This is a genomic window from Leclercia sp. G3L, from assembly GCF_021117075.1.
Classification (GTDB): domain Bacteria; phylum Pseudomonadota; class Gammaproteobacteria; order Enterobacterales; family Enterobacteriaceae; genus Enterobacter; species Enterobacter adecarboxylatus_C.
Genome location: NZ_CP088265.1, coordinates 4,776,025 through 4,797,568, shown reverse-complemented (window position 1 = coordinate 4,797,568; position 21,544 = coordinate 4,776,025). Strand labels below are relative to the sequence as shown.

The window sequence follows — 21,544 nt, the reverse complement described above, 5'->3', positions numbered from 1 at the left end:
CTGTCATTAAAAAATAGAAAAGCCTAAACTTGGACAAAATACATTGGTTGTGTAAGTTTTAACTATGCCGCAACCACGATGTTGTTCAAATACAGGGTAGGATTTATGAGCGCACTGCCATCCGTCATCGACAGATTTGTAGATTACTACGCCGATCTGGATAACCAGCCCCCCTCGGCGCTTGTCGCGCTCTATGATGCTAACGCCATACTTTTCGATCCTTTTGGCGAGCACAAAGGACTGTTTTCGATCCAGCGCTATTTCATGCACCTGCTGGCTAACGTCGACTCATGCCGCTTCACCCTCGATCCCCCTCTGTATGACGCCCGGCGTTTTGTCGTGACATGGACCATGCACTGGTCACATCCGCGGATGGCCGGAGGCGGAACGCTCTCTTTGCCGGGGTGCTCATTCGTGGAAATTGAGGACGATATGATCGTTCGCCAGCGCGATTACTACGATGCCGGAGAGATGATTTATGAACATCTTCCTCTGCTGGGCTGGGCCGTACGCGGCGTGAAGAAGAGGGTACGCAGCGGGTAAGCCCTTACCCTTTATTGCAGATGGGATCTCCGCCGACCCACGGCTTTTTGCCGCCACCGAGCCGTTGCTAAACTGGACTCTTCTTAACCCTGACGGAGAGTCACCATGTATTGCCCTGTTAATCTTGAAGATAAATTTGCTCTGTTCGAGGAACACTGGCAGCCGAAAGTCATCGCTCAGATGAATGATTACCAGTTTAAAATTGTCAAAATTTCCGGTGATTTTATCTGGCACGCCCACCCGGAGACCGATGAAGCCTTTATTGTTATCGAGGGCGTTTTACGGATCGATTTTCGCGACGGGCATATCCTCATTCATCCGGGAGAGATGTACGTGGTTCCCAAAGGCGTTGAGCATAAAACCTCTGCGGAAGAGACAGTGAAAATGATGATGATCGAGCCTTGCGGCGTCCTGAATACCGGACACGAAGGCGGAGCGCGCACCGCTGAAAACGATGTCTGGATCTAAGGTTATCCGGCAGGGATGCCAGAAAAAAACGCGGGAGAATGCTATTATCAGGCAGCATCTGACATCCTGAGGAACACTTATGAGCAACGACGTACCGATTAAATATTATGACATCGTGGATGAGTACACGACGGAAGCCGCCACCCCGGTAAGCGAAGCCGAACGCGATCCGCTGGCGCTCTATTTCCAGCTGCTGATCACCCGCTTGATGAATAACGAAGAGATCAGCGAAGAGGCGCAGACCGAGATGGCGGTGGAAGCGGGTATCAACGCGCAGCGTATCGATGATATTGCCAATTTCCTCAATCAGTGGGGCAATGAGTAGTTCCTGCGTGAAAGACGTAGTCTGCGCAGGCGTTGTGCTTTACACTGCGCGCGGCAAAAATTGAGTTGATAAACGATTAATTGGGCGGTAACGGCGATGGCGATGAACGGAACAATCACAACCTGGTTTGAAGATAAGGGTTTTGGATTTATCAAAGATGAAAACGGCGACAACCGCTATTTTCATGTGATTAAGGTCGCCAACCCTGATCTGATTAAGAAAGATGCCGCGGTGACGTTTGAACCCACCACCAACAACAAGGGGTTGTCAGCGTTTGCGGTTAAAGTGATACCGGAAAGCAAATACATCTTCATTGATGGCGAGCGTCATAAGATCACCTCCATCAAGTCTTACCTGGTGTACAGCGAAGAAGAGTCTGCCGACACCAAACTGGATAAAGAGGTGCTGTCGGTGAAGAGCCTGATGGGAAATATCGCCCCAAAATCAGCCGCGAAAACAGGCGAGATACGCACGTTGAAAAAACTGGCGATCACCACCTTCCAGGGCAAAACGTTCATTTTCTCCGAAGATGAAATCGACATTGATGCTACGGTAAAACAGCTTAAGAACCTGGTGTAATCTGCACTGCCGGGGGGCGGCTACGCCTTACCCGGCCGAAATTGTAGGCCCGTGCAAGCGCAGCGCCGCCGGGCACTACCCCTGGTTCATCCGATGTTCACCTGCGTTTAAGGCCTCATGGTCAAAGAAACGCTGGATCACACCTCCCGCCATAAACGCCGCCCGATCCGACATATGGGCAATCACATCCGCATCATGGCTCACCAGCAGGTAGGTCATTCCGTGCTGCTGTTTCAGGCGATTCAGCAGGTTGAGAATTTCGGCCTGCACCGACATATCCAGCGCCGAGGTGGGCTCATCCAGCAGCAGAAGCTGCGGGCGTAACAGCAGCGCCCGGGCAATTGCCACACGCTGACGCTGCCCGCCGGAGAGCTGGTGGGGATAGCGCTTGCCCGCATCGGCAGCCAGCCCCACCTGCTGCAGCGCCTCCGCCACCTTTTCCGCTATCTGCGTTTCACCGTGGATCCGTAACGGCTCCGCCAGGGTGCGCGAGATGGTGTGATTGGGGTGCAGCGAAGCCCAGGGATCCTGAAACACCATCTGAACGTTGCGGCGCAGCGAGCCGGTAAAACGTACCCCGGGCTGGAGTTTGTCGCCCAGCACCTGAATATTGCCGTGCCACTGGCGCTGTAGCCCGGCCAGCACCCGCAGAATGGTCGATTTCCCGCAGCCCGATTCACCGATCAGGCTGAAGGTTTCACCTTGCTCAATCGTAAAGCTGGCGGCAGAAACCGCCGTTTTCTCCCCGAAGGTCACCTGTAGCTGTTCTACGTTAACGAGTGCCATGAGTCACCTCCTTCCAGGGCTGAGTGCGGTCGAGCGTCGGCAGCATCTGCCCGAACGTGTTGGCAGCAGGGCGGCAGGTCCACAGCGTTTGCGTATAAGGATGGGTGGCCTGAGGCAGCTGGCTCGCTGCCATCTCATCCACCTTTTCGCCCTGATACATCACCAGCACGCGATCACAATGCTCCGCCACCAGCGGCAAATCGTGGCTAATCAGCAGCATCGCCATCTGGCGTTGCGCGCACTGCTCCACCAGCAGCGCGAGGATCTGGTTACGCAGGCGGGCGTCGAGCGCGGAGGTGGGTTCATCGGCAATCAGCACCCGCGGGTTGTTGATCAGCGCAATGGCAATCATCACCCGCTGGCCCATGCCGCCGGAGAGTTCCCCCGGATAGCGGCTGAGCACCGCGTCGGTCAGACCCACGGCGTGGATCATCTCCCGGATGCGCTCCAGCCGTTCCCGTCGCGACAGTTTCTGGTGCAGGGTTAAGGCCTCATCCAGCTGCGCCAGCACGTTTTTCACCGGGTTGAGGGCGTAGCGTGGATCCTGAAGCACCATCGCAATCTCGTTACCGCGAAGTTGTCGCCAGCCGCGCGGCGACAGGGTAGTGAGATCGTGCCCCAGCACATTGAGCCGCTGTGCGCTGACCCGGCCTGGCTTGCGCACCAGCCCCATCAGTGCCCGGGCGGTCATCGACTTGCCCGAGCCGGATTCCCCGACCAGCGCCAGCCGCTCATTGCCCAGGGTAAAGCTGACGTTGTTAACCACCCGCGCGGCGGGATAATCAATCGTCAGGGAATCGACAATAATGCGGGGTTCAGTCATGTTGTGGCTCCAGCACGTCGCGCAGGCCGTCGCCCAGCAGGTTAAAGGCCAGGCTGGCAATCAGGATCGCTCCGCCCGGAATAGCGGCAATCCACCACTGATCGAAAATGACCTGCATCCCGTCGGCAATCATCGCCCCCCATTCCGCCATCGGGGGACGTGCGCCGAGGCCGAGGAAGCCCAGCCCGGCCGCCGCCAGGATAATCCCGGCCAGATCGAGCGCCAGACGCACGATGGCCGAGGGCAGACACAGCGGCAGAAGATGCCCCAGCAGCAGGCGAAAACCGCGAATGCCCATCATTTCGGCCGCCGCCAGATAGTCGCTGTGGCGCAGACGCTGGATCTCGCTGCGCGCCTGCCGGGCGTAGGCCGGCCAGGTGGTTAACGCCAGCGCCAGCGCGCCGTTGACCAGCCCTGGACCGAGCATGGCGACAAAGGCAAAGGCGAGGATCAGACGCGGCATCGACATCACCACGTCGGTAAAGCGCATTAACACCCGTTCCAGCCAGCCGCCGTAGTAGCCGGATAAAATTCCTACCAGCAGCCCGGCGGGCAGGGTGATAACGGTGACCAGCGCCACCAGTCCCAGCGCCGGACGGCTGCCATAAATTAAGCGTGAGAGCAGGTCGCGGCCGTAGCTGTCGGTGCCGAGCCAGTGCTGGGCATTGGGGGCCTGCAGTCGTGCAGCGGCGTCCTGCCAGTTCGGATCGACCGGGGCCAGCCACGGGGCGAACAGCGCCACCAGCAGCAGCAGGGTAATGATGACCAGCCCGCAGAATGCCGCCGGCGAGCGGCGCAGACGTCGTAAAAACAGATAAAACGGCATCAGCGCACCCTTGGGTCAGTGAACCGCACCAGCAGGTCGGTCAGATTATTGATCAGCACGAAACAGACGCCGATCAGCAGCGTTCCGCCCATGATGGCGGTGGTATCCCCGGCGAACAGGGCGGTGGTGAGGTAGCGACCAATTCCCGGCCACGAGAAGACGGTCTCGGTTAACACCGCGCCCTCCAGCATGCTGGTGTAGGCCAGCGCAATCACGGTGAGCAGGGTGCTGCGAATATTGGGCAGCACGTGGCGCAGCAGAATGGTCATCTCACCCGCCCCTTTGGCTCGTGCCAGCAGGATGTACTCTTTGTTCATCTCGCTCAGGCACGCGGAGCGCGTCAGACGGGTGATGCTCGCCAGCGAATAGTAGGCCAGCAGCAGCACCGGCAAAACCAGATGGCTGACGGCGTTTTTAAAGGCCGCCATGTCGCCGGAAAGCCAGGTGTCGATCAGCGCAAATCCGCTGCGCGGCTCAACGGTATATTGCCAGATATCATCCAGCCTGCCGGGCCCGGCGCTCCACTGCAGCTTCGCGTAGAACAGCGCCAGCATCAGCAGCCCGAGCCAGAAAATGGGCACCGAGTTGCCGAGCAGGGTGAGGGTGCGGATAACCAGGTCGAGCGGCGAACCGACATAACGGGCGCACAGCACCCCGGCCATCACCCCCAGCAGGGAACCCAGGATCAGCGCCAGGGTGGCCAGCTCCAGGGTGGCCGGGAAGGCGTGCAGCAGATCCTGCAGCACCGGCTGCCCGGTGGCACTGGCGGTGCCGAGGTCGCCCTGCACCAGATTAACCAGATAGTGCCAGAACTGCACCGGAAGCGGCCGATCCAGCCCGAGCTGGTGGCGAACCTGATCGTAGGTGGACTGGCTGGCATGATCGCCGACGATCTGCAAAACGCGATCGACCGGCGAGAGCGCAGAGAGCGCAAAGGTCACGAGCAAAAGCCCGAGCAGCGTGAGGAACAGGGTCAGAAAGCCCTGGAGCACGCGGGTGGAAAGATGTGGCATGGGAGATCTCTTCATGCCGGGTGGCGGCTTCGCCTTACCCGGCCTACAAAATATCATCGTGCGTGGAGAGGTTTTGTAGGCCCGTGCAAGCGCAGCGCCGCCGGGCGATGAGCGCATGTACGTGGCCGACAAACTGGGCTATTTCGTGACCTTATCGTACCAGACCATATCCGCATTCAGCCCCTGCTGATAACCCTTCACGTTATCACGCACCACAATCTGGGTTTTGCCCTGATCGACAAACACGTACGGCGAGGTCTGCTGCAGCTGCTCCTGCATCTGCTTATACAGGTCGAGGCGTTTGGCCGGATCCGGCTCGGCCACTGCCGCCAGCGTGGCTTTGTTGAGTTCCGGGATCTGCCAGCCGTTAAGCCCGGCCACGGTGCTGGATTTGCCGTCATTCCAGGCGAAGGCGCTGGCGTTGGAGTGGGCGTCGAAGTAATCCGGGATCCACAGACGGATAGCGGCCTGGTGCTGTTTGGCCCGCACGCGGGCATACACCTGGCTACCGGCTGCTGGAAGCAGATCGATCTTCACGCCACCCTGGGCAAAGCTCGCCTGCATCGACTGGGCGATAGTGATAAACGGCGGTTTGTTCTCCACATCGAGGGTGAAGTGCGCGTCTTTGATACCCGCTTTCGCCAGAATCTCTTTCGCTTTGGCCGGATCAAATTTGAACGGGTTATTCTCCAGAGCGCCTGGCAGGCCTACCGGCAGGAAGCTCTGGTGGACAAAGTACTGGCCTTTCAGCAGATCTTTGGTGATGCCTTCATAATCCACCAGCCAGCGTGACGCTTCCCAGAAGGCCGGGTTATTCAGCAGGGGGTTGGCGCTGTTGCCAGCGTTAAACACCAGGTAGTTCTGCTCCGCAGAGGGGATGCTCAGCACGGTGACGCCCAGCTTACCGTTGAGGGCACCCACCTGGTCAGCACCGAGATCGCGGGCGACATCGGCGTCACCCTGCTCGATCAGCAGGCGACGGGAGGCCGGATCCGGCACGTTTTTGATAATAATATTTTTCAGCTTCGGTGCGCCGCCCGGCGCACTGGCGTTGGCTTCCAGCACGATGGCCTGATGCGGCTGGTAGACGCGCATTTTATACGCGCCGCTGCCTGCAGAGTGCATCTTCAGCCAGGCGTTGCCAAAGTCATCGCCTTTGACATTGGCGGTGACCAGCTTTTCATCCACGATGGAGGCAATCGGCGTGGAAAGGATATTCAGCGCAACGGCCGGACTCACGTCTGCCGTCCAGTGCAGCTGCAGAGTGTGGTCATCCACCTTTTTCAGCTGGCTGGCGATGTTGCCCGGCTCCCAGCCCAGCACGTTAAGAATAAAGGCCGGGGACTTGTTCAGGGTGATGGCGCGGGTATACGAGAAGATGACATCTTCCGCACGCAGCGGGTTGCCGGAGGCAAATTTCGCGTCCGGCTTCAGCTTGATGGTCAGGGTTTTTGCTGCCGCATCCGCCTCCCAGCTTTCGGCCAGGATCGGGGTGATTTTTTCCGGGTTATCGCGGTCAGGCTGCACCAGGCGCTGATACAGGCTGGGCACGGTCTGGATACTGGAGAGCTCGTTGGCTTCGGCCGGATCGAGGCTCACAATGTCATCCAGACCCTGAGCGACAACCAGCGTATCAGGTGGCGTAGCGGCATGGGCGGTTGCTGTCAGCGAAGCCAGCACCAGTAACGGCAGTAGTTTTTTGGTCATAACGATCCCTGAACGTCTTGTTTTTGATTGTTTTATAGACCGTTACGTTAGGGGGGCGGACAAAAATTAGGAAAGTCTTAATTCTGCTTAGCTTATTCCCGTAGCGCATAATGAATTATTTATAGTTATTAGCGGGGCTAGCGGTACCGTTATGCAGGCAATCCTGTATTGTGAAATAACAATCTATTAACAAACAAAAGGGGTAGAGCGTGCCGGAAATCAATATCTGGGGGCAGACCGTTAACGATCCTGTTCCCGGCTGGCAGGGGGCCAGCGTGTTGGAGCGTGGGGTACTGGAAGGGCGTTTTTGCCGTCTTGAACCGCTGGATGCGGTAGAGCATGCGGTGGATCTGTTCGAGGCGTACGCGCTGGGCGACGACAGCGACTGGACCTGGCTTGCCAGCAATCAACCTGCCAGCGTGGAAGCTACCGTCGACTGGTTGCAGGTCAAGGTGCAGGATGAGGGACTGGTGCCTTTTGCGGTGATCGATCGCCGCAGCGAGCGCGCCGTTGGGCTGGTCTGTTACATGGCAATTGAACAGCAGCTGGGCTCGGTGGAGATTGGCCATGTCACATGGTCGCGGAAAATGAAAAACAGCCCGCTCGGCACCGAAGCCGTCTGGCTGCTGCTGAAGTATGGCTTTGAACGGGGCTACCGTCGACTGGAGTGGAAGTGCGATTCGATGAACATTGCTTCGCGTCGGGCCGCCGAGCGGCTGGGCTTTGTCTGGGAAGGGCGGCTGCGGCAGAAACTGGTGCGTAAAGGCCGCAACCGCGACAGCGATATGTTATCCATCATTGACAGCGAATGGCCGGAGCGGGACGCGGCCATTCGCGGCTGGCTGGCCGCGGATAATTTTGATGCGGAGGGACGACAAATCAGACGCCTTGAGACGTTTCATGTGCGCCCGGAAACCGCCTGATTTCCCGGCAATCTGAACGTATTCCGAAAAGGTTATTTTACTGGTTAAATATACAGTTTAATGGCGCTTTTTTCAGCGATACGGGAGTAATATAGCGGCGGGTGCCTGATGCTTTCTGAGCTCAGGCAGGCGTGGTGGGCCAGAAAGCAAAAGCCCCGGAGATGTTTCCATCAACCGGGGCTACCACTCCAAACCCAAACAATTTGGATGGTAGCCTCTTCTTAGCAAGGAGGCAATGACATGCTTAACAAGTACGCCTTTGCGGCGATCCTGGTGCTGGGTTTAACTGTGCTGGGCGTCACGTTTCTGGTTCACGAGCAGTTATGCGAGCTGAGCTTTAAGGAGCGTGATGTGGAAGTGAAAGCTGTTCTCGCTTACGAAACGAAGAAGTAGCGGTACGCGGGGAGCAATCCCCGCTTATCCGGTTGTCGGTTTGGTTCGGGCACCCGTTTTTTTGCCCCGTCTGGTGATAAGCCGGACGGGGCATTTTTATTTATGGCAGCGGCATCCTAAACGTATTCTGAAAACGTCATTTCACTGGTCAAATATACAGTTTAATGGCGCTTTTTTCAGCGATACGAGAGTAATATTGCGGCGGGTGCCTGATGCTTTCTGAGCTCAGGCAGGCGTGGTGGGCCAGAAAGCAAAAGCCCCGGAGATGTTTCCATCAACCGGGGCTACCATCACCAAACCTAGACAATTTGGATGGTAGCCTCTTCTTAGCAAGGAGGCAATGACATGCTTAACAAGTACGCCTTTGCGGCGATCCTGGTGCTGGGTTTAACTGTGCTGGGAGTCACGTTTCTGGTTCACGAGCAGTTATGCGAGCTGAGCTTTAAGGAGCGCGATATGGAAGTGAAAGCTGTTCTCGCTTACGAAACGAAGAAGTAGCGGTATGCGGGGAGCAATCCCCGCTTATCCGGTTGTCGGTTTGGTACAGGCACCCGTTTTTTTGCCCCGTCTGGTGATGAGCCGGACGGGGCATTTTTACGTTCTTACCCGTTCAACGGTCTCCTGCCAGGCTTGCCAGCGGCTCTGCAACCGGGCGTGACGCGCCATGTCGGGTGTAAAAGTGACATGTTCCGGCAGATACTGGCGCAGCTGCGTGGTGGTCAGGTTAAACAGCGCCTTACGGGCCAGCAGGGCGGCCCCCATCGCGGAGAGCTCCGGCACGTCGCTGCGCATCACCGGACAGCCGAGCAGGTCCGCCTGATACTGCATCAGCCAGTCGTTTTTCGTCGGCCCGCCGTCAACCATCAATGCGTTGAGGGTAAAGCCCGGATGGACCCGCATCGCCTCAACGACGTCGGCAATCTGATAGGCGATCGATTCCAGGGCCGCGCGGATCAGGTGCGCCCGCTTCACGCCCCGGCTCAGGCCGTGGATCATGCCGCGTGCGTTTTCATCCCACCAGGGGGCGCCAAGACCGGTCAGCGCCGGAACAAAATAGACGCCGAGGGTGGAGTCCACCGAGCGGGGCAGGGTGTTCAGCTCATGGGCCAGCTCCGCCTGCGACAGCTCGCTCAAGCCGGTGCTGTCCGCCATCCATGCCACCGCGTCGCCGGTGTGGGGAATATTGCCCTCAAGGCCGTAGACCAGGGTGTCGCCATCATGCCACGCCACGGTGGTGGCCAGCGCGCTGACGTCGCAGCGGGCGGAGGAGACCGGGGCCATCACCGACGAACCGGTGCCGTAGGTCGCCTTCACGCAGCCTTCGGCACCCAGACCATGGGCAAAGAGCGCAGCGTGGGAGTCGCCAATCATCGCCATCACCGGCAGTCCGTCAGGGATCGACGGGCAGCCGCAAGTGTAACCAAACAGTCCGCTGGAGGGCTTGATATCCGGTAGCGCCGCGCGCGGGATGCCAAACAGCGCCAGCATCTGCGGATCCCAGTCGGCGGTATGCAGGTTCATCAGCTGGGTGCGGGCGGCGTTGGCGTGGTCGCAGCTGAACGACAGGCCCTGGGTCAACTGCCACAGCAGCCAGCTGTCAACGGTGCCGAGGCAGATCTCCCCCCGGGCGGCGCGCTGCGTGCCGTCGGGGGTATTATCCAGCAGCCAGCGCATTTTAGAGGCCGAGAACAGCGGGGCGATGGGCAGGCCCGTTGCCGCCTTGATCTGCGGCCCGTAGCCATTTTCCCGTAGCTGATGGCAAAAGGACGCGGTGCGGGAACACTGCCAGCTGAGCGCCGGAGCAATGGGCTTGCCGGTTGCCCGATACCAGCCCACGACGGTTTCACGCTGATTGCTGATCGCCAGCGCGGCAACTCTCTCCGCCCCAACGGTGGCAATCGCCCGGGCCACCACCTCGAGGGAGGCCTCGACCAGCAGTTCAGCAGACTGCTCCACCCAGCCTTCGTGCGGGGTCTGGATCGCCAGCGCCCGGGAGAAGCTCGCTACCACATGACCGCTTGCGTCCAGCGCCACCGCTTTGGCGTTGGTGGTACCCTCGTCGAGGGCAATAATAATGTCCTTGCTCACCGACATTGCGGCCTCCTGCCCTTAACGATGGAGATAAGTTGAAACGCCGAGGTAACGGGTGAAGGCTTCATGCAGGATCTCCGCGCTGGCAGAGTGGTTCATCGCCACGTGATGCTCAAAACCGTTGCGGCAGATCCAGTTCAGCAGGTTCTCCAGATGCGGGACCTGGATCACCGCCCGGCAGCCCACCGTATCCAGCGGATCGTCCACCGACTGGCCCTGGCCCACGTAGGCTTTGATTTCTCCGGTCAGATCGTCGGTGCTCAGGCGGAAGTAGGTCAGCGGGCCGCTTTTCAGACGACCGTGGACCGCGCCGCAGGTGTTCTCTTTCCCGACCGTGGTACCGATGATGTCGGCGGTGCCCATGTGCGGGGATTCGAGGCTGGAGGCGGCGAAGTTACCGCAGTGGAACAGGACACATTTGTCGCGATCGTCGCCGAAGTTGTTGTTCCAGTCGGCAATCGAGGCGGGATTCATATTGCTGCTCGCCAGGGCGAACATGGAGAGGGCCCCCATCACGTCCACTTCACAGGCGCTCGGCATCAGTTGGCCGGACATCACGCTCATGATCGAGCAGACGTTAATCCCGAGGTTCTCCTGCAGGGAGGTCCAGCACTGGATGGCGGTGGTGTCGATGTCGTTGGCCACCACCCACTCACTGATCACCACAAACAGCTTGGCCATAGTCACCAACTTGTCGGCCGGAATGCGGCTGGCGTCGGCGTTGTCGATCAGAATCCGGCGTTTTTCATCCACGCGGATATCGTCATCGCGCAGGGTTTTAATGCGGGTAAAGACTTCGGACAGATCGAGAGTTTCCACGGCAATGCCCAGTCTTTCCAGCAGCTTCTCGCTGTAGCGCACGGTGTTAAAGCCCGCCGGACGGGCACCAATCGCCCCCACGCGCACTCCGCGCATGCTGCTCACCACGCGGCACACCTGCTCGAAGCGCTTCAGATCCTGTTCAAACACCTCGCCGGTGAGGGCGCAGACGTGCTGGGTGGTGAGGGTAAAGGGAATGCCGTACTGACGCAGGTTGTTGCACAGGGAGATCTTGCCGCAGAAGCTGTCGCGGCGGGTCGCCAGCCCCATTTTATCGAGGTTATCTTCCTCGGCCTGCACCAGCACCGGCACGTTCAGGCCAGAAAGACGCAGGGTTTCCGCCACCGCTTTTTCATCGCCAAAGTTCGGTAGCAGCACCACCACGCCATGAATGCGATCGCGATGGGCGCGAAACAGCTCGGCGCACGCTTTGGCATCCTGACGGGTTTCGACGCCGCCGAGTTCGGTCTGGCTCGGATCGAGCATCACGGTGTTGATCCCCAGGCGGCCAAACAGGGCGATCGCCTGCTCGCGTGCTTCTGCCACCAGATAGCTCGGGAAAAACCCACGGTTGCCGATGATCACGCCCATCGTAAGTTGTTGAGGAATTCGGGACATTGCTTCTCTCTCCAGTAAGATGTTGTTGTTATTTTCAGCAAATCTGTCGCGTCAGCATTTCCCGGGCGTGTTTCACCACCCCAGCGACATCAATCTCATGACGTGCCCGCGTTGACGCTCTGTCGGCGGCAATCGCGTATTGTCCATCCGGGATCCCCAGACGTTTCAGCGGCACGGCGCATCCGGCCTCGGCCAGCACTTCCGCTACCAGACTGCCGACGCCGCCGTTGACGTTATGCTCCTCGACGCTCACCACCGCCTTGCAGGGGGCGATTGCCGCCAGCAGCTGTTGGGTATCACAGGGACGAATAGATGGAACGCTGATAACAGTGGCGTCAATACCTTCTTCCGCGAGTTGTGCGGCGGCTTCCACTATTTCATGCACCGTCGATCCCATCGCCACCAGCGCCACGTCGTGGCCGGTGCGCAGGACGTCAATCTTGCCCGGGGCAAAACGGTAGCTTTCATCGTGCAGTTCCGGCAGATTTTTGCCATCGAGACGGATATAGACCGGGCCCACATGGTCGAGGGCGTAGTCGATGATCTGGCGGCACTCGTTCGGGCTCGACGGGGCGTAAATTTCGATATTGCCGAATCCGCGCATAATGGCGATATCGTCGATGCTGTGGTGGGTACTGGCGAGCGGGCCGTAGCTGGCGCCGGCGTTCAGGCCGAACAGCTTAACGTTGGTGTTGTTGTAGCAGACGTCGACTTTGATCTGCTCGTTGGCACGTGAAATCAAAAAGGGCGCGGCGTTACAGGTGACGGCGATCTTGCCGCCAATCGCCAGACCGGCAGCGGCGCCAACCAGCGTCTGCTCGGCGATGCCGACGTTAACCAGCCGGCCCGGGAAACGCTGCATAAAGGGGGCGATTTTCGCCGTGGAGGTCGAGTCTGCCACCACCGGCACCAGGTCTACGCCGCGTTCGACGGCGTCAATAAAGGCATTAACCATCACCGTGGCGAGATGTTCGCTATTACTCATCTTTCAGTTCCTCCAGCGCCAGTTCAACTTCTTCCCCTTTCGGCACCCGGTGGTGCCATTCCGGCCGTCCCTGAATAAATGAAATTCCCGCGCCCTTGGTGGTATGGGCAATCACCACATGCGGCTTGCCGTTGGGCTTCAGTCCTTCCAGCGTGGCGACCACATCCGCCATGTCATTGCCGTTGCAGCCGGTCACTTCCAGGCCGAAGGCTCTCCACTTCTCATCCAGCGGATCGGTGTTGAGGATCTCTTTGGTAGAGCCCGCCAGTTGGAGGTTGTTTTTGTCATTGATAATAAACAGGTTATCCAGCTGATAATGAGCGGCGACCAGCGCGGCTTCCCAGTTGCTGCCTTCCGCCAGTTCACCGTCGCCGGTCACCACAAACACCCGACGCTTGCTGTTGTTGCGTTTCGCGGCCAGGGCGATCCCCACCGCTACCGGCAGACCATGTCCCAGCGCGCCGGTATTCAGCTCAATGCCAGGGGTTTTGTGTTTCACCGGGTGGCCCGGCAGGTGAGAGTCGGCATGCTGATAGGTGGAGAGCCACTCGACGGGAATAAACCCGGCCTCGGCCAGCACGCAGTAATACCCGCCCACCGCATGGCCTTTTGACTGGATATAGATATCGCGATCATCGCTGTCCTTCAGCTGCGGGGAGCAGTTCAGAATGCGAAAGTAGAGGGCGGTCAGCAGTTCGACCTGCGAAAGATCGGCGCCGGTATGGCCGCCCGCCGGGCTTTCGGCATTCAGCACGATGATCCGGCGACGAATCGAACGCGCCCGGGTTTCGAGCTCCGCGACGGAGAGCGAAAACGGATTCATAACATACCTCCTGAATTTATAATCTGTTGTGAATAATTATTCCAGCCGGGTACGTTTTTTCCCTGTTCTCTCTGTCAGAGCAGGGGTTTATGACCGCTTTGAATATATATTCAATGCTGATTTATTATTCATGATAGTAAGATATGCCCTGCTCTGGGGTTTGTCTACGGTTTGCGCAGGCAAATTTCGAAGAAAAGCGAAAAGGATCACATTTGCCCGGCGGATCGCGACGGCGCTTGCTTGTTAAATATTCATGGATGAATAAAAATAACGACAGTCGATTAAGGGGAACGTTATGTCGAAGCAGGTGCTGAGCCCGGAAGAAGACCCGGTCATCGGCATGGAGCTGGCGCAAATCCGCGCCTGCCCACAGGTGATTGCCCTGGCGGGCTGAGCGGAATAACGCAATCGCGGTGCGCCATACCGCTGCGTAATACTGTTTTTACGCCAGTTGTTTCAGAATGATCCTCGTCGATAGGGGACTAATGGCGAAGAATCAGAAGGACACATTTATCGTTGCAGGGTCGCCGGTCTACATAAGGGCTGTAAAAGGCTATAAAGAAAATGGTTTAGTAAGACCTAAGGCAATTGTAGTAATTTTTATTTTAAAGGGTTACGAAGGCAGACTAATAAAATATGTTGACCTCAGTCATGCCGGATTAATGGCCGTTTAAATACCAATATGAATTGTTTAAATATTAGCTATGCTAACGAAAATAGATAGGTGCTATGTTTAGCGCTTAACGATGTGAAATATGATAAACGAGATCAATGTATTATCTATTTTTATTGAGCACATAAACAATTGTACAATTTTACGCAGTTGATATGATAAATCCTTCTTATTGGAGGGATTAAATGTCGAATGGAATAAATCGCGGAGGTCTGCGGTTATTGACCCTTGGTGAAATTAACCTGGCCCGCACGCTCTACGCTTTTAGTATTCGTTATAACGAAGTATGGATTCACCGCAGCAGCTACCTTCCTTTCAATATGCAGGCGAACAACGTCGCCATGGCGCCAAACGGCGAAATATATTTTCAGGAAGGGGTGTATGAGCCTGATTTTTCACAGCCACACGTCAAAAATGATCGCATAGGCGGTCAGCACATATTTCTGCATGAAATGATGCATGTCTGGCAACACCAGCGCGGGATGATGGTAAGAACGCGTGGCGCATTCTCATGGGCTGTTGATTACAACTATGAGCTCAATAAACCAAATTTGATGGACTACGGCATAGAAAATCAGGCATGTATCGTGAGTGATTACTGGTTGCTCAAAACCTATGGATTCGGAAATCGAAACGACCTGTATCGCCTCAAAAACTATGACTCGTCAGAGCCTACCCTCAAACTTATGGCTCGATATCAGAAAGTGCTTGGGAGTTTCCCGCATTGAAACGCTACTTATCCTTGATTCTGTTATCTGTAACCCTTGTCGGATGTGGTAAAGGTGATCGTGCAGCCCCCTGGCGCTCAATCATCGTTGATAAGGGGCATGTTTGCTTTTCGGCGGATAAAACCGACGTCCTGAGTCGCTATAACATTTCTTCAATGCAGGGCGGAGAATACAAAGAATTTGCCACTAATGAGCACGTTTCTTTCTCCTGGCCAGACTCCTGTTTAAATCTGATGCTTAGGCCGGGTTATACCTATGGCGTGTCGTACACGCTGAATGGTTCAAATTATCGCTACGTGTTCTTTATCGACAATGACTGGAACGTCTCAAGTAATCAATAAGGGAAATAACGATGTCATTACCAGCTTATATGTATCTCTATGATGAAAATGGACAGCTGATCAAAGGCAGTTGTATAGCGCTGGACCGTGAGGGTGCAATTGAAATTATGAACAGCAGTTACGGTGTGTACCAGAACACATGCCGCAACACGGGTAAACTTATGGGCTCGCGCGAACACAACGCTTTTACCCTGCACAAAGAGATTGATAAAACCTCGCCATATTTTGCGGTTGCAGTCTGCCAAAGTAAGCGGCTGCAAAAGGCAGTAATACACTATTACGACATCAACGAGGCTGGCATTGAATACGAGATTTACAGAATTACGCTTACCAGCATTGTGATCATGTCAGTTAATGCTTCTCATGCTTCTCATGCTTATATCCCGGGCTCTCGCACGCCAGGAATGATGGAGAATATCGCAATTTCCTATTCAGGAATTGAGTGGTTTTATATCGAAGGGAATATCAAGTATGACGATGACTGGAGCCGCCCAGTGGGTTACAACCAGCAGAAAAAGTAGCATGGAGTGCGGCTTCCCAGTTACTGCCCTCGGTCAGTTCACCATCCCCGATCACGACAAACACCCGACGTTTGTTATTGCTGCCTTTTGCCGCCAGTCGGCCCCTTAGCAGGGAGTGCAGCGCCATAAGCAGGGTTTGTCTACGGTTTGCGCAGGCAAATTTCGAAGAAAAGAGAAAAGGATCACATTTGCCCGGCGGATCGCGACGGTGCTTGCTTGTTAAATATTCAGGGATGAATAAAAATAACGACAGTCGATTAAGGGGAACGTTATGTCGAAGCAGGATGAACAGCGACTGCTGGTCAAGATCGCCACACTTTACTACAGCGAGAATAAAAAGCAGTCTGAGATTGCCTCGCTGCTGCATCTCTCGCAGTCCTTTGTCTCACGGGCGCTGACCCGCTGCCAGAAAGAGGGGCTGGTCAAAATTACCGTGGTGCAACCGACCAACATTTTTGTCTCGCTGGAGAAGGCGCTGGAAGAGCAGTATGGCATCCGCCAGGCCATCGTGGTGGACGTGGGGGAGAACCCGTCCAGCGCCCAGATTAAGCACGCCATCGGCAGCGCGGCGGCGCACTATGTTGAAACCCGCCTGCGCCCGGAAGACCTGGTCGGGATCTCCTCCTGGAGCAGCACCATCCGCTGCATGGTGGATGAGATGCACCCGCAGAATATCCGCGCCGCCGGGGTGATCCAGCTGCTGGGCGGCGTCGGCCCCAACGGCAACGTGCAGGCGACGATCCTCACCCAGCAGCTGGCGGCGCACCTCGGCTGCCCGGCGGGGCTGTTGCCGTCCCAGAGCATTGAGCACTCGGTGGAGGAGCGCGCCCGGCTGGTGAGCAGCCCGGACGTGGCGGCGGTGGTGGGCAAATTCGCCGAAGTGGACGTGGCGATTGTCGGCATCGGCGAACTGGAGCCGTCGCAGCTGCTGAAAAACTCCGGCAACTACTACAACGAAGATATGCTCAAACTGCTGGCCGAGCGCGGGGCGGTAGGGGACATCTGCCTGCACTACTACGATGCGAAAGGCGAGCCGGTGCTGAGCCCGGAAGAAGATCCGGTGATCGGCATGGAGCTGGCGCAGATCCGCGCCTGTCCGCAGGTGATTGCCCTGGCCGGTGGGGAAGAAAAGCGCAACGCCATTCGCGGGGCGCTGGAAGGGAAGTACATCGACGTGTTGATCACCGATTACCCGACGGCGCGGAGTTTGTTGAAAGCGTAGTTTTGCCCGGCGGCGCTTCGCTTGCACGGGCCTACAAAACTGCCGTTGACCTTGTAGGCCGGGTAAGGCGAAGCCGCCACCCGGCACAAAGACCGCACAACCGCGCTACTTTCCTTCCATCACCGCTTTTTGCGCCACCACCGCCGCTTTCTGCTGCATCCGGTTTTGCATCTGGTCGATGATCACCGCCACGATAATCACGATCCCTTTGATCACCATCTGCCAGAACTCGCTGACCCCCATCATCACCAGGCCGTCGGCAAGGAAGCCGATGACGAAGGCGCCAATCAGGGTGCCGAGAATGGTGCCGCGGCCACCGGCCAGCGAGGTGCCGCCCAGTACCACCGCCGCGATGGCGTTCATCTCAAACGCGGTGCCGTTGGCCGGATGGCTCGCCAGCAGCTGCGCGGAGACCACAATCCCGGCGATGGCGGCGCAGAACCCCGACAGGGTATAGACCAGCACTTTCACCTGCTTGACCCGCACTCCGGAGAGTTCTGCCGCGCGTTCGTTATCGCCGATGGCGTAGACGTGGCGGCCAAACGGCAGGCGGCGGGCGATGTAGGCGATCGCCAGCGCCAGGACGATCATCATCCAGATGGCCCACGGGATGCCGAGCAGCGTACCGGCGCCAATCTCATCGAAGCCGGTATTCCCCAGCTGCGGGTTGCCTGACAGGCCCGGGAAGGTCTGGCCGTCGGAGGTGAGCATCGCCGCCCCGCGCAGCACGTACATGGTGCCAAGGGTGCAGATAAAGGGCGCGACGTTATAGCGGGTGATGATCCAGCCGTTAACCGCCCCGATAAGCGCGCCAATCAGCAGCACGATGGGCACAATCACCCACACGCTCGGGAAGATAGCGATGCCGAACATCGGCAGCACAATCCCTTTGGTGATCATCCACCCGGCGATCATCCCGCACAGCCCCAGCGTGGCGCCAATCGACAGGTCGATCCCGGCGGTGATGATCACGAAGGTGATCCCCAGCGCCAGAAACGCGTTGATGGCGATATGCTTAATCATGATCACCAGGCTACCGGCGGAGAGAAAGCCTGGCACGGTCATTGTGAAAAAGCCGACAATCAGAAACAGCGCAATGAAAGTGCGCATCTTCAGCAGCAGCAGAAGTAATTTTTCCCGGGAAGGCGCGGCCCCTTTTTGCGGCGTCAGCGCGACAGACTGTGTCGTTTTCATCTTAGAACCCCTGAGCACTTGCGGTGACCAGCGCCGATTCGTCGGCCCGATCGCGAACAATATCGGCGGTCAGTTTGCCGCCGGACATCACCAGAATGCGGTCCGATACCGCCATAATCTCTTTCAAATCCGAGGTGGAGAACACCACCGCGATGCCCTGCTGCGACAGCTGCACCATCATGCGAAACACGTCCGCTTTGGCACCCACGTCTATGCCGCGCGTCGGCTCATCAAGGAACAGCACCTTCGGATTGGTCAGCAGCGAGCGGCCAATCACCACTTTCTGCTGATTGCCGCCGCTGAGCGCCTGGATCTCGACTTCCGGGGTGGAGACCTTGATCGACAGATTGCCGATGGTGCTGGCCACCACCTCCTGCTCCGCTTTCTGCGCGATGGTGAAACCGCGCTGCAGACGGCGCCACAGGCTAGCGATGGTCAGGTTGCTGGCCACCGACGAGCCGGGGAAGATCCCGGTGCGTTTGCGGTCTTCCGGCACCAGGCTCATCCCCATGCGGATGCGCTCGGCGGTGGTAAGCCGCTGCGGCACCGGTTTGCTGTCGAGCCACAGTTTGCCCAGATAGTTGCGCTCGGTGCCGAGCATGCACTCGAACAGCTCGGTACGCCCGGCACCCATCAGGCCGTAGATGCCGACGATCTCGCCGGCGTTCACCTGGAAGCTGACGTCGTTGACCACCGTATTCCCGGCGGCATTGACGCAGGTGATGTGTTCCGCCTCCAGCACCGGCGCGCCGAAGGTGCGGCCCGGCTCAAGGAAGTTGCTTACCGGATCGCTGCCGAGCATCTCGCGCACGATCCAGGGCACGTCGATATCCTGCACCTTCGCCTCGGCCTGGAATTTGCCGTCGCGCAGAATGGTGATCACATCGCCTATCGCCATCAGCTCTTCCAGCCGGTGGGAGATATAGATGATGGTGACGCCCTGGCGGGTCAGCTCGCGGATCACCCTAAACAGGATCTCCACCTCGGTTTTACTCAGCGCCGAGGTGGGCTCGTCGAGGATCAGGATGTCGGCATCCTCGGCCAGCGCCTTGGCTATCTCGATCAGCTGCTGCTGCCCGACCTTCAGGTTGCCCACCAGCTCCCGCGGGGAGATGGGCTGATCGAGGCGTTTCAGCAGCGCCGCGGTGCGGGACTCCTGCTCCGCCTCGTTAATCGGCGTCACCCCTTTTTGCAGCTCGCGACCGAGAAAGACGTTCTCCGCCACGTTGAGGTTTTCAAACAGGTTCAGCTCCTGGTGCACCATGCCGATCCCGTGGGCAGCGGCATCCCGGGTGTTAGTGAACGCCACCTGCTTACCGTTGAGCCACATCTCGCCGAGGCTGGGCTGCTGCACCCCGGCAAGGATCTTCATCAGCGTCGATTTTCCGGCGCCGTTCTCGCCGATAATGACGTTCACTTTGCCGCGCCAGACGCGGTAATCGACCTTATCCAGCGCCACGGTGCCGGGAAACAGCATCGAGATGCCGCGGGTGCTGAGGATAATGTCCTCTGCCGGGTTATCGCTCATCACGGCGCCTCCTGTTTCAGTTCCAGCGCCGCCGCTTCATTCGCTTTGCCGCCCGTCAGGGTGGTGGCGAACAGCACGGTGGCATTTTTGCCGCTCCAGCTGTCATCGACTTTTGGCAGATGTTTCACCGCCTCGCGGTTTAACGCCCGGGAGAGCTGGGCGTACTGCACCTGATTGGTAAATTCATCGAAGCGGAAGCCGGCCGCGTCGCGGATGGCGTTGCCGCGCATTACCGGCCCGGTCTGGATCTGAAGCGGCTGGCCGTTCACCGTCATCACCAGTTTCTGCTCGTTGGCGCTGCTGGCCTCCACACGCTCCACTTTGCCGCTGAGGCGCACGAAGACGCTCTGCGCTTTGTCAGACGGCGTTTTCAGCTGGGTGGAGAGGGCGCTGGCGTCCAGCGCATGATTTTTAGCGGCGTCGAGGATCCGCGGCTGCCAGGTTTGTTGCGCGATCTGCTGTGGGGTCTGGTTGTCAAAGCTCGCTTTGGCGTTGGGATCGGCAGGCATGATTGGCTTGCCGTTCTCATCCAGATCCACCACGGTGCAGGCCGTCAGCAACAGGGCGGCTGCGCCTGTCAGCGCGGCGCCCCATTGTTTTAACCGCATACTGCCTCCGCTTATTTGCTGAGGTTGAACACATTCAGCTTGCTGGCGTTGGACTCATCGATCAGCACGCAGTCCATCAGCTGTTTCTCGTCTTTTTGCGCTTTGCCGTTTTTCAGGTAGTAATCCGCCTGCTCAACGGCCATCTGCGCCTGCTCCCAGCCCGGCTGAAGAACGGTAGCTTTGATATTGCCCTTCTTCAGGATCGAGTCGCGGGTGTAGTCGCTGCCGTCAAAGCCGACCACAATCACGTTGTTTTTCCCGGCGGCCTTCAGCGCCGCTTCGGCACCCAGCGCCATGGTGTCGTTTCCGGAGATCACGCCGACGATATCCGGGTTGGTTTGCAGGATGGCTTCCATACGGGTGAAGGCTTCGGTCTGGCTCCAGTTGGCGGTCTGCTGCGCCACCATCTTCATGTCCGGATAGTCATCCAGCACGTCGTGGTAGCCCTGGGAGCGCACGTGGGCGTTGGTGTCCGACGGACGGCCCAGCAGCTCAACGTATTTGCCTTTGCCGTCCAGCAGTTTGGCGAATTTCTCCGCACCCAGCTGCGCCCCCTGATAGTTGTTCGAGACAATCTGCGCCACCGCCACGCCGGTTTTGTTGATTTCACGATCGATCAGAAAGGCAGGGACGCCTGCCGCTTTGGCCTTCTCCAGCGGACCGACGGTGGCATCTGCCCCGGCGTTATCCAGAATGATCGCTTTCGCTTTACGGGCGATAGCGGTCTCAATCAGCTGGTTTTGTTTGTTCACGTCATCGTCATGCGAGGCGACAAGGGTGGTGTAACCCAGCTCTTTCGCTTTCGCCGCCGCGCCGTCGGCTTCAGCCTTGAAGAACGGGTTGTCGTGTGAGGGGGTAATTATCGCAATGAGTCCGTTATCGGCGGCAAACAGGGAGCCGGAAGCGGCGATCATTGAGGCCAGTAAAGCGGATTTTACAAAGGTCGTGTTCATTCTTTTTCTCCACATTGAATATTTATTCAATAATGATTTATTATTCAATGTAAC

At 57.8% G+C, this 21,544-nt stretch carries 25 protein-coding genes and 2 pseudogenes; 13 read left to right on the top strand and 14 right to left on the bottom strand.

Going from position 1 to position 21,544, the window contains the following annotated elements:
• Positions 1-105: 105 nt before the first annotated feature.
• The 5 genes and pseudogenes from LRS40_RS24540 (at position 106) to LRS40_RS24520 (ending at position 1,915) form a co-directional block, all read left to right on the top strand.
• Positions 106-543, top strand: a complete 438-nt coding sequence (locus tag LRS40_RS24540) for a nuclear transport factor 2 family protein (protein WP_142488542.1) — start codon at positions 106-108, stop codon at positions 541-543.
• Positions 539-613: pseudogene (locus LRS40_RS24535) on the top strand (AraC family transcriptional regulator); the annotation flags it as partial. The gene LRS40_RS24540 and the pseudogene LRS40_RS24535, both read left to right, overlap by 5 nt.
• Before the next feature lie 35 nt (positions 614-648).
• Complete coding sequence (locus LRS40_RS24530; protein ID WP_156263150.1) at positions 649-1,011, top strand: cupin domain-containing protein; 363 nt, start codon at positions 649-651, stop codon at positions 1,009-1,011.
• A gap of 79 nt (positions 1,012-1,090) precedes the next feature.
• The gene (locus LRS40_RS24525) at positions 1,091-1,336 is read left to right on the top strand and encodes a YmjA family protein (RefSeq protein ID WP_142488543.1); all 246 of its coding nucleotides are present in this window, start codon (positions 1,091-1,093) and stop codon (positions 1,334-1,336) included.
• Positions 1,337-1,432: 96 nt separating this feature from the next.
• Positions 1,433-1,915, top strand: a complete 483-nt coding sequence (locus LRS40_RS24520) for a cold-shock protein (protein ID WP_156263151.1) — start codon at positions 1,433-1,435, stop codon at positions 1,913-1,915.
• 75 nt (positions 1,916-1,990) lie between these two features.
• On the opposite strand, the gene LRS40_RS24515 is transcribed toward LRS40_RS24520, so the two are convergent.
• The 5 genes from LRS40_RS24515 to LRS40_RS24495 form a co-directional block, all read right to left on the bottom strand.
• Positions 1,991-2,701, bottom strand: coding sequence for an ABC transporter ATP-binding protein (locus tag LRS40_RS24515; protein WP_231312919.1), 711 nt, complete (start codon positions 2,699-2,701; stop codon positions 1,991-1,993).
• Positions 2,688-3,524, bottom strand: a complete 837-nt coding sequence (locus LRS40_RS24510) for an ABC transporter ATP-binding protein (RefSeq protein WP_156263153.1) — start codon at positions 3,522-3,524, stop codon at positions 2,688-2,690. The genes LRS40_RS24515 and LRS40_RS24510 overlap by 14 nt, the downstream gene beginning before the upstream one ends.
• On the bottom strand, positions 3,517-4,350 hold the full coding sequence (locus LRS40_RS24505; RefSeq protein WP_142488549.1) for an ABC transporter permease: 834 nt from the start codon (positions 4,348-4,350) through the stop codon (positions 3,517-3,519). The genes LRS40_RS24510 and LRS40_RS24505 overlap by 8 nt, the downstream gene beginning before the upstream one ends.
• Entirely contained in the window at positions 4,350-5,363 is a 1,014-nt protein-coding gene (locus LRS40_RS24500) for an ABC transporter permease (RefSeq protein WP_231312918.1), read from the bottom strand. The genes LRS40_RS24505 and LRS40_RS24500 overlap by 1 nt, the downstream gene beginning before the upstream one ends.
• Positions 5,364-5,501: 138 nt before the next feature.
• Positions 5,502-7,070 (bottom strand): ABC transporter substrate-binding protein, encoded by a 1,569-nt coding sequence (locus LRS40_RS24495; protein WP_231312917.1) that lies wholly within the window; start codon positions 7,068-7,070, stop codon positions 5,502-5,504.
• A gap of 209 nt (positions 7,071-7,279) precedes the next feature.
• On the opposite strand from LRS40_RS24495, the gene LRS40_RS24490 reads away from it, so the two are divergent.
• The 3 genes from LRS40_RS24490 (at position 7,280) to LRS40_RS24480 (ending at position 8,884) form a co-directional block, all read left to right on the top strand.
• Positions 7,280-7,993 carry a GNAT family N-acetyltransferase gene (locus LRS40_RS24490; RefSeq protein WP_142488555.1) on the top strand — a complete coding sequence of 238 codons (714 nt, stop codon included), beginning with the start codon at positions 7,280-7,282 and terminating at the stop codon, positions 7,991-7,993.
• A 240-nt stretch (positions 7,994-8,233) separates the two neighbouring features.
• The gene (locus LRS40_RS24485; RefSeq protein ID WP_142488557.1) at positions 8,234-8,386 is read left to right on the top strand and encodes a Hok/Gef family protein; all 153 of its coding nucleotides are present in this window, start codon (positions 8,234-8,236) and stop codon (positions 8,384-8,386) included.
• Positions 8,387-8,731: 345 nt separating this feature from the next.
• Complete coding sequence (locus tag LRS40_RS24480; protein WP_231312916.1) at positions 8,732-8,884, top strand: Hok/Gef family protein; 153 nt, start codon at positions 8,732-8,734, stop codon at positions 8,882-8,884.
• A gap of 96 nt (positions 8,885-8,980) precedes the next feature.
• Here the strand turns inward: LRS40_RS24480 and LRS40_RS24475 are convergent, their stop codons facing one another.
• Genes LRS40_RS24475 through LRS40_RS24460 form a run of 4 tightly spaced genes read right to left on the bottom strand, consistent with a single transcriptional unit; the run spans position 8,981 to position 13,722 of the window.
• Positions 8,981-10,480, bottom strand: a complete 1,500-nt coding sequence (locus LRS40_RS24475; RefSeq protein ID WP_231312915.1) for an FGGY family carbohydrate kinase — start codon at positions 10,478-10,480, stop codon at positions 8,981-8,983.
• A 15-nt stretch (positions 10,481-10,495) separates the two neighbouring features.
• A complete protein-coding gene (locus LRS40_RS24470) occupies positions 10,496-11,914 on the bottom strand; it encodes an L-fucose/L-arabinose isomerase family protein (protein WP_231312914.1) in 1,419 nt (472 codons plus the stop codon).
• A gap of 34 nt (positions 11,915-11,948) precedes the next feature.
• Positions 11,949-12,899: a transketolase family protein gene (locus LRS40_RS24465; RefSeq protein ID WP_142488563.1), complete on the bottom strand. Its 951-nt coding sequence runs from the start codon at positions 12,897-12,899 to the stop codon at positions 11,949-11,951.
• Positions 12,892-13,722, bottom strand: a complete 831-nt coding sequence (locus tag LRS40_RS24460) for a transketolase (protein WP_156263159.1) — start codon at positions 13,720-13,722, stop codon at positions 12,892-12,894. Before LRS40_RS24460 ends, LRS40_RS24465 begins: the two co-directional genes overlap by 8 nt.
• 485 nt (positions 13,723-14,207) lie before the next feature.
• Between LRS40_RS24460 and LRS40_RS24455 the strand changes: the two genes are divergently transcribed.
• From LRS40_RS24455 to LRS40_RS24440, 4 genes are all read left to right on the top strand, one after another.
• Positions 14,208-14,396, top strand: coding sequence for a hypothetical protein (locus tag LRS40_RS24455; protein WP_142488567.1), 189 nt, complete (start codon positions 14,208-14,210; stop codon positions 14,394-14,396).
• A 184-nt stretch (positions 14,397-14,580) separates the two neighbouring features.
• Positions 14,581-15,123 (top strand): type IV secretion protein Rhs, encoded by a 543-nt coding sequence (locus LRS40_RS24450; RefSeq protein WP_156263160.1) that lies wholly within the window; start codon positions 14,581-14,583, stop codon positions 15,121-15,123.
• Positions 15,120-15,464 (top strand): putative T6SS immunity periplasmic lipoprotein, encoded by a 345-nt coding sequence (locus LRS40_RS24445; protein WP_231312913.1) that lies wholly within the window; start codon positions 15,120-15,122, stop codon positions 15,462-15,464. The genes LRS40_RS24450 and LRS40_RS24445 overlap by 4 nt, the downstream gene beginning before the upstream one ends.
• Before the next feature lie 11 nt (positions 15,465-15,475).
• Positions 15,476-15,985, top strand: coding sequence for a type VI secretion system tube protein Hcp (locus LRS40_RS24440; RefSeq protein ID WP_231312912.1), 510 nt, complete (start codon positions 15,476-15,478; stop codon positions 15,983-15,985).
• On the opposite strand, the pseudogene LRS40_RS24435 reads toward LRS40_RS24440, so the two are convergent.
• A pseudogene (locus LRS40_RS24435) lies at positions 15,984-16,082 on the bottom strand (transketolase); the annotation flags it as partial. The gene LRS40_RS24440 and the pseudogene LRS40_RS24435 overlap by 2 nt on opposite strands.
• 174 nt (positions 16,083-16,256) lie before the next feature.
• Here LRS40_RS24435 and LRS40_RS24430 point away from each other — a divergent pair.
• A complete protein-coding gene (locus tag LRS40_RS24430; RefSeq protein WP_156263163.1) occupies positions 16,257-17,207 on the top strand; it encodes a sugar-binding transcriptional regulator in 951 nt (316 codons plus the stop codon).
• 105 nt (positions 17,208-17,312) lie between these two features.
• Here the strand turns inward: LRS40_RS24430 and LRS40_RS24425 are convergent, their stop codons facing one another.
• From LRS40_RS24425 to LRS40_RS24410, 4 genes are read right to left on the bottom strand one after another with little or no spacing between them, the layout of a single operon-like run.
• Positions 17,313-18,401: an ABC transporter permease gene (locus LRS40_RS24425; RefSeq protein WP_142488577.1), complete on the bottom strand. Its 1,089-nt coding sequence runs from the start codon at positions 18,399-18,401 to the stop codon at positions 17,313-17,315.
• 1 nt (position 18,402) lies between these two features.
• Entirely contained in the window at positions 18,403-19,929 is a 1,527-nt protein-coding gene (locus LRS40_RS24420) for a sugar ABC transporter ATP-binding protein (protein ID WP_185902339.1), read from the bottom strand.
• Positions 19,929-20,537: a DUF2291 family protein gene (locus LRS40_RS24415; RefSeq protein WP_231312911.1), complete on the bottom strand. Its 609-nt coding sequence runs from the start codon at positions 20,535-20,537 to the stop codon at positions 19,929-19,931. The genes LRS40_RS24420 and LRS40_RS24415 overlap by 1 nt, the downstream gene beginning before the upstream one ends.
• An 11-nt stretch (positions 20,538-20,548) precedes the next feature.
• Positions 20,549-21,490: a D-ribose ABC transporter substrate-binding protein gene (locus tag LRS40_RS24410; RefSeq protein ID WP_142488581.1), complete on the bottom strand. Its 942-nt coding sequence runs from the start codon at positions 21,488-21,490 to the stop codon at positions 20,549-20,551.
• Positions 21,491-21,544 lie beyond the last annotated feature (54 nt).

Excerpts from the sequence above, each read along its gene's own strand:
- LRS40_RS24520 (WP_156263151.1), top strand. The coding sequence starts at position 1,433 with ATGGCGATGAACGGAACAATCACAACCTGGTTTGAAGATAAGGGTTTT.
- LRS40_RS24470 (WP_231312914.1), bottom strand. The coding sequence starts at position 11,914 with ATGTCCCGAATTCCTCAACAACTTACGATGGGCGTGATCATCGGCAAC.
- LRS40_RS24420 (WP_185902339.1), bottom strand. The coding sequence starts at position 19,929 with ATGAGCGATAACCCGGCAGAGGACATTATCCTCAGCACCCGCGGCATC.
- LRS40_RS24480 (WP_231312916.1), top strand. The coding sequence starts at position 8,732 with ATGCTTAACAAGTACGCCTTTGCGGCGATCCTGGTGCTGGGTTTAACT.
- LRS40_RS24530 (WP_156263150.1), top strand. The coding sequence starts at position 649 with ATGTATTGCCCTGTTAATCTTGAAGATAAATTTGCTCTGTTCGAGGAA.
- LRS40_RS24505 (WP_142488549.1), bottom strand. The coding sequence starts at position 4,350 with ATGCCGTTTTATCTGTTTTTACGACGTCTGCGCCGCTCGCCGGCGGCA.
- LRS40_RS24540 (WP_142488542.1), top strand. The coding sequence starts at position 106 with ATGAGCGCACTGCCATCCGTCATCGACAGATTTGTAGATTACTACGCC.
- LRS40_RS24455 (WP_142488567.1), top strand. The coding sequence starts at position 14,208 with ATGGCGAAGAATCAGAAGGACACATTTATCGTTGCAGGGTCGCCGGTC.
- LRS40_RS24450 (WP_156263160.1), top strand. The coding sequence starts at position 14,581 with ATGTCGAATGGAATAAATCGCGGAGGTCTGCGGTTATTGACCCTTGGT.
- LRS40_RS24440 (WP_231312912.1), top strand. The coding sequence starts at position 15,476 with ATGTCATTACCAGCTTATATGTATCTCTATGATGAAAATGGACAGCTG.
- LRS40_RS24485 (WP_142488557.1), top strand. The coding sequence starts at position 8,234 with ATGCTTAACAAGTACGCCTTTGCGGCGATCCTGGTGCTGGGTTTAACT.
- LRS40_RS24465 (WP_142488563.1), bottom strand. The coding sequence starts at position 12,899 with ATGAGTAATAGCGAACATCTCGCCACGGTGATGGTTAATGCCTTTATT.
- LRS40_RS24510 (WP_156263153.1), bottom strand. The coding sequence starts at position 3,524 with ATGACTGAACCCCGCATTATTGTCGATTCCCTGACGATTGATTATCCC.
- LRS40_RS24430 (WP_156263163.1), top strand. The coding sequence starts at position 16,257 with ATGTCGAAGCAGGATGAACAGCGACTGCTGGTCAAGATCGCCACACTT.
- LRS40_RS24415 (WP_231312911.1), bottom strand. The coding sequence starts at position 20,537 with ATGCGGTTAAAACAATGGGGCGCCGCGCTGACAGGCGCAGCCGCCCTG.
- LRS40_RS24500 (WP_231312918.1), bottom strand. The coding sequence starts at position 5,363 with ATGCCACATCTTTCCACCCGCGTGCTCCAGGGCTTTCTGACCCTGTTC.
- LRS40_RS24425 (WP_142488577.1), bottom strand. The coding sequence starts at position 18,401 with ATGAAAACGACACAGTCTGTCGCGCTGACGCCGCAAAAAGGGGCCGCG.
- LRS40_RS24475 (WP_231312915.1), bottom strand. The coding sequence starts at position 10,480 with ATGTCGGTGAGCAAGGACATTATTATTGCCCTCGACGAGGGTACCACC.
- LRS40_RS24515 (WP_231312919.1), bottom strand. The coding sequence starts at position 2,701 with ATGGCACTCGTTAACGTAGAACAGCTACAGGTGACCTTCGGGGAGAAA.
- LRS40_RS24460 (WP_156263159.1), bottom strand. The coding sequence starts at position 13,722 with ATGAATCCGTTTTCGCTCTCCGTCGCGGAGCTCGAAACCCGGGCGCGT.
- LRS40_RS24495 (WP_231312917.1), bottom strand. The coding sequence starts at position 7,070 with ATGACCAAAAAACTACTGCCGTTACTGGTGCTGGCTTCGCTGACAGCA.
- LRS40_RS24410 (WP_142488581.1), bottom strand. The coding sequence starts at position 21,490 with ATGAACACGACCTTTGTAAAATCCGCTTTACTGGCCTCAATGATCGCC.
- LRS40_RS24525 (WP_142488543.1), top strand. The coding sequence starts at position 1,091 with ATGAGCAACGACGTACCGATTAAATATTATGACATCGTGGATGAGTAC.